Genomic DNA, 4,970 nt, shown 5'->3' with positions numbered 1-4,970 from the left:
CTTTATAGGGGCCATTTTACCTGGCCCTACATCTTTATTGGCCTTAAATCTAGGTCTTAATAATTCTATAAAAGCTGTTTTTCTAGCTAGTATTGGAGCAGCGATAGCTGATTTTCTGATTATTTGTGCTATTGGTTTTGGACTAAAACAAATAATTGATGATTTTCCTATAATTTTTGAGGTAATAAAAACTCTAGGATTTTTCTACTTAATTTTTATCGCGTATATGATATGGAAATCAGAAAACAGTATTTCTGAACATAAAGATGATACTCATAATATATATAGATTACCTATAAAAGGTTTTTTAACAGCAATTTCTAATCCTAAAGTACTTGTATTTTTTATTGCATTTTTACCCCAATTTATTGATCCTAATTTAAATATATCTTATCAATACATAGTTCTAGGTATCGCTTCTTCGATGATAGATATAATTTGTATGACAATATATGGATTATTGGGAGTTAAATTATTATATTTTTTTAAGGATAAAACTAATCTACTTTATCTTAATCGTATAAGCGCTATATGTATGGCTAGTATAGCTATGTTCCTGATAATAAGGTAACTAGACTCTATTTTTTTTCTTATTATGATTTAGGACAGCTTGTCCTAAATCCTTCCAAATTTCCCATTTCATATCATTTGGGTCGATTTCAGCAGTTTTAAGCAGAACTCCAAGTAATTCTGCAGGATCACGCTGATCTAGGTTAGCAATCTCAAAAAGTGCGCCTAATTGGATAAGGTGGCGTGTACGAGCTTTTCGTTCAGCTTCCTTTTCTGCATTCAATAATTTTCTAACTGCAACTTTTTGCTTATTTGCTCGATCTATTGCTTTTTCAGCTTTGATTAAGGCATTAATTTTTTTCTCTTGGTCAGGTGTTCTGTACTGAATTTTGGCTAATTCAAGTAAAAGTTTTTGAGCATCATTAGGGTTCTTTAAAGCAGAAATATAGGTGATTTTTTCAAATAGCCATTCATTATTCATATTTAATTCCTTGATTCAGATACCGCAAAATTACAGGCTCAATACTCAAAGAACGATAACAAAATATTTACGTTCGAGTAACGTAATTTTGTTAAAGTCGTTCTAGAGATTGTCGCCTGCACTTCCATCAAAAATTTGATGGCGCGCTTAGACGTTTCTCAATTTCATTGAGAAACCTAAGCACGTTAGGGACTTCATCCCTAAAACCCTGAAACTTATTTTTTTCGTTCAATTGAAAATTGAATGAAAAAAATAAGTACCAAAGCTAGGAGCAACAGCATGCAACTAAAACAGGTATTGGGAAAAATCAAAGATATTACTTTTGGCGTGATCGCAGCACCGCTAATCATCATCATTATGATGTGGGCTTCGATACTTGATCAAAGAGCGTTTAAGAAAGAGCGCAACCGAAAAAAGGAACAGGATAAAACCTAATGGCGATTGCTCGTTTAAGTGTCAAAGTCGGTAAGGCAGGTAAAGCAGCACCGCATGCCGAATATATAGATCGGGATGAAGAAAAGAAGCTGAAACAGGAACAGGCAGAAACTGATCTTGAACATAGTGCTTATGGAAACATGCCGAAATGGGCTGAACATAATCCGATTACCTTTTGGCAGGCAGCCGACCTTTACGAGCGTAAAAATGGCAGTACCTATCGAGAATATGAAATTGCCCTGCCTAGAGAGATGAATGCCGAGCAACGCCTAGAACTGGTTGAGGACTTCATTCAGTCTGAGATCGGCTCAAAATATCCGTATCAATTTGCGATTCATAACCCTAAAGCAATGGACGGCAAGGATCAGCCTCACGTTCACCTCATGTTTAATGAACGTCTGCAAGATGGAATCGAACGAGATCCAGAGCAATATTTCAAACGCTATAACGCCAAGAATCCTGAACGTGGCGGAGCTAAAAAAGACAATACGGGCAAGGGTTACCAGGAACGAAAAACTGATATTAAAGACCTACGCCAAAGATGGGCTGATTTATGCAACAGCCATTTAGAAAAACACCAAATTGACAGTCGTATTGATATGCGAAGCTACAAAGAGCAAGGCATAGAGAAAGAACCCGAAAAGAAACTATTACCAAGCCAAGCTAAAGACCCTGAAATCAGGGAAGCCTTGCAACAGTCACGTATAGCCTATAAAGAGCTTGAGCAACTAGATTTAGGCGACCCTAAAAAAGACCTGAAAGACCTCAAAAACAGCCCAATTTCAGATAAAGAAATTAAACAGGGTATTGAGAGCTTTAAGGCTGATTTTGACAGCTTTAAACAGCTTGCTTTGGAACAGTACAAACAGCAGCAGAAATTAGAAAGAGAGCAACAGAAAACAATGAAGTTTAGAGGGATGAGCCGATGACACCTGATGAAAAAAAGCTATATGCACTGATGGCAGTTGCAGAACAACAGCAGAACCTAGTCAATCAGGCCGTTAAAGAGCTTCAAATCACGAAAGAACACATTCAAAGCACTATTGCTGGGCAAACCCACCACACTATATCAAAAGCGGTAAATGAGGGCTTACAGGACGGTACAGCAGAACTTATTAAGACCGCTAAAGCGCTTGGACGCTTGAAAAACTCGATTGAATCAGCCAATGATCAATTTTCATGGAAGTTAATCACCACTTTCTTAGGTGTTTTTTCAGTTCTCATACTGACTATGACGTGGCTATTTGCATCTTATATTAAGCCTTTAGAGAATATTCCAAAGATCGAGAGTTTAAGGCAGCAAGGTATTCAGTTTGATATTCAAAGTTGTGCCGTTGGAGAAGAGTCCAAGCCCTGCGTCCGAGTGATGAAAGAGCAGTGTGGCTATGGGAAGCATGGGGATTTATGCGTTATTGACCCCAAATAGCTGAATCTGAAAATGAAGGCTCTAAGCACTCATTTATAATTTTTATTATGTTTAAAATTAGTGGAAGTTAAGGAAATTATTATGTTAAAGCAATCAAGTTTAGAAAGAACAGAGTTTAAGGAAGAAGAACTTGCGCCCATTAAAAAGCTTGATTTGAATGATTTGAAAGTTCCTATGCCTAAAAACCTTGATCAGTTACTGATTTGGACATCCGAACTTGCTCAATATAATTATGCTCAATTCCTTGACCAATCCGAACAGCTAAAACTTGTTGATGAAGACAACCTGGAAGAACAGGCGGAAATCAGTCAGAAGCTTAGGTTCTATAGAGGTAATGCGCTTATAGAAAACCAAATCAAAGATTTCTATTTGAAAAAGTTACTTGATCAAGGGGAGGCAACAGTCAAAGGTTATATTAAAAGTCCGACTAAGAAAAATACCCGATATGCTGTAATTTCTTATCATGACTATGATTTTGTAAGCTTTGCTACTCCAGAGATTCTTAATAAATTTCCAGCCGATCTCATCAATTTCGTGCAAAAGGAAACACCTAAGACATTAGCGGACATATATCCTGAAGAAGCCGTGTTCTTATCAGCTATCAAAAAATTTATAAAACCTTTTAAAGAACAGTATAAAAAATTGGCTGATAAGAACAGGGAAATTAAGGAGCACAATACAGTTGCTCATAAAATTTATATAAAAATTAAAAATAAGGAAGCAACTTTGCAAAAGCCAACAGAGTCAAAGCCTAAAGAATCTAGTCCAAAGACTACTGAAAATAGTGCTGTCCCAGTAGAGATGAAGCAGGGAACCATTCAGAAAAATATGGCTCCACAAGAAAAGCCACTTACTGTGATTAAGAAGCGAAAATTTGCTTTAAACAAGGATAAGTAACTTGTAATGTAAAATTCTAAACAAAAACCCCTCTAAGTCTTGCAACTTAGAGGGGTTTTCAAGTAAATTCAGCGGTACGCAGTTATTTGATGCTACAACATCAAGTAACGAAGATCATAAGGTTTGACGACCGTTATGATTTCACCAAAAGGCTTGTACCTGAACTCTATTTTCACAATAAACAGTGTTTATATCAAGCCTCAAAATGATAAGTCTTCGTTAATTCGTGTTTTAAACCATCAAATAAGCATCCTAGATCGAGCTTTGCCCGCTTCTGCGTGTCCGTTTTACGGTCGGCATGCAGTACGTGTGGTAGGAATAAGTGTCACTGGCGTATTGTAGCTATAGTCGAAAGGCTAAACCGCTTACAGGGGAACTTCACATAGGCGGAGCGTTAGGAGTAGTTACATAGGACTTGTTAAGTTGCATGTTGGGGAAACCCTCGCAGAGATACAGGCAATGTAACGACAGGGAGCGCGTGGAGCGAGGTGCAAGACTTTGAGTCCTTGTCTGCATAGTCAGCAAAGCTATGTGCGGATACGACCGATATACGTGGCTCCGAAGCCAAATATATACAGGTAAATCGGCAATACTTAGGGGATATGTCATTTTTTCAAATGGCTGCCCTTAGGGTGAGTATTGCCGAAACTCTCTCAACCGTTTCCAAAGCCAAAGCACGAAGTGCGACGCTTTGGAAACGGTTGAGAGGTTGAGTTCATTTGTTTTTCTTTTATATATGAGCTTTAGAAAAAACTAACTTGCCTTAGGCTATTTTTTTATTTTACTTTTCTTGTGAAAAGTTTTACTTTATTTTCCTCCAATTACTACAAATGAAGAAGATTATTATGGAGACTTTGATATAGAGTTTTCTAATTTCTGGACAAATAGCAATTACTACTGCATGTTTACAGGGTTTAAATCCTATCCAAACTCAGTATATCCAAAAATACTTTATGATAATAAATATGATAAAGCTCGAGAATATATGCAAGAGTTAAAGAAACGTGAGGATAATCTCTTGGAAAGTTTACCAAGTACTTATGAATACCTAAAACATCTACACAGTAGAAAATAATATGGAACTTTATACAATTATTTTGTATAGTTTTTTTTGCTTTATAGGGGCCATTTTACCTGGCCCTACATCTTTATTGGCCTTAAATCTAGGTCTTAATAATTCTATAAAAGCTGTTTTTCTAGCTAGTATTGGAGCAGCGATAG

At 36.7% G+C, this 4,970-nt stretch carries 6 protein-coding genes; 5 read left to right on the top strand and 1 reads right to left on the bottom strand.

Annotated features, from left to right (window positions below):
* A partial coding sequence (locus ACS72_RS12800; RefSeq protein ID WP_081405867.1) for a LysE family translocator occupies nt 1-571 on the top strand: 571 nt, incomplete at its 5' end.
* Here ACS72_RS12800 and ACS72_RS12795 read toward each other — a convergent pair.
* Nucleotides 572-991: a conjugal transfer protein TraD gene (locus ACS72_RS12795; protein ID WP_004282303.1), complete on the bottom strand. Its 420-nt coding sequence runs from the start codon at nt 989-991 to the stop codon at nt 572-574.
* A gap of 279 nt (nt 992-1,270) precedes the next feature.
* On the opposite strand from ACS72_RS12795, the gene ACS72_RS18215 reads away from it, so the two are divergent.
* From ACS72_RS18215 to ACS72_RS12780, 4 genes are all read left to right on the top strand, one after another.
* A complete protein-coding gene (locus ACS72_RS18215; protein WP_004812002.1) occupies nt 1,271-1,426 on the top strand; it encodes a hypothetical protein in 156 nt (51 codons plus the stop codon).
* Nucleotides 1,426-2,355, top strand: a complete 930-nt coding sequence (locus tag ACS72_RS12790; protein WP_004282296.1) for a MobA/MobL family protein — start codon at nt 1,426-1,428, stop codon at nt 2,353-2,355. Before ACS72_RS18215 ends, ACS72_RS12790 begins: the two co-directional genes overlap by 1 nt.
* Nucleotides 2,352-2,852 carry a hypothetical protein gene (locus ACS72_RS12785; protein WP_004282297.1) on the top strand — a complete coding sequence of 167 codons (501 nt, stop codon included), beginning with the start codon at nt 2,352-2,354 and terminating at the stop codon, nt 2,850-2,852. The genes ACS72_RS12790 and ACS72_RS12785 overlap by 4 nt, the downstream gene beginning before the upstream one ends.
* Before the next feature lie 81 nt (nt 2,853-2,933).
* Nucleotides 2,934-3,749 carry a hypothetical protein gene (locus tag ACS72_RS12780; protein ID WP_004282298.1) on the top strand — a complete coding sequence of 272 codons (816 nt, stop codon included), beginning with the start codon at nt 2,934-2,936 and terminating at the stop codon, nt 3,747-3,749.
* Nucleotides 3,750-4,970 lie beyond the last annotated feature (1,221 nt).

This window comes from Acinetobacter sp. VT 511 (assembly GCF_001077515.1).
Lineage (GTDB): Bacteria > Pseudomonadota > Gammaproteobacteria > Pseudomonadales > Moraxellaceae > Acinetobacter > Acinetobacter schindleri.
The sequence above is the reverse complement of the archived record's forward strand: the minus strand, read 5'-3'. Positions and strand labels throughout refer to the sequence as shown.

What these genes read in the sequence shown, in the direction of transcription:
- ACS72_RS12795 (WP_004282303.1), bottom strand. Translation starts at nt 991, where the DNA reads ATGAATAATGAATGGCTATTTGAAAAAATCACCTATATTTCTGCTTTA.
- ACS72_RS18215 (WP_004812002.1), top strand. Translation starts at nt 1,271, where the DNA reads ATGCAACTAAAACAGGTATTGGGAAAAATCAAAGATATTACTTTTGGC.
- ACS72_RS12790 (WP_004282296.1), top strand. Translation starts at nt 1,426, where the DNA reads ATGGCGATTGCTCGTTTAAGTGTCAAAGTCGGTAAGGCAGGTAAAGCA.
- ACS72_RS12785 (WP_004282297.1), top strand. Translation starts at nt 2,352, where the DNA reads ATGACACCTGATGAAAAAAAGCTATATGCACTGATGGCAGTTGCAGAA.
- ACS72_RS12780 (WP_004282298.1), top strand. Translation starts at nt 2,934, where the DNA reads ATGTTAAAGCAATCAAGTTTAGAAAGAACAGAGTTTAAGGAAGAAGAA.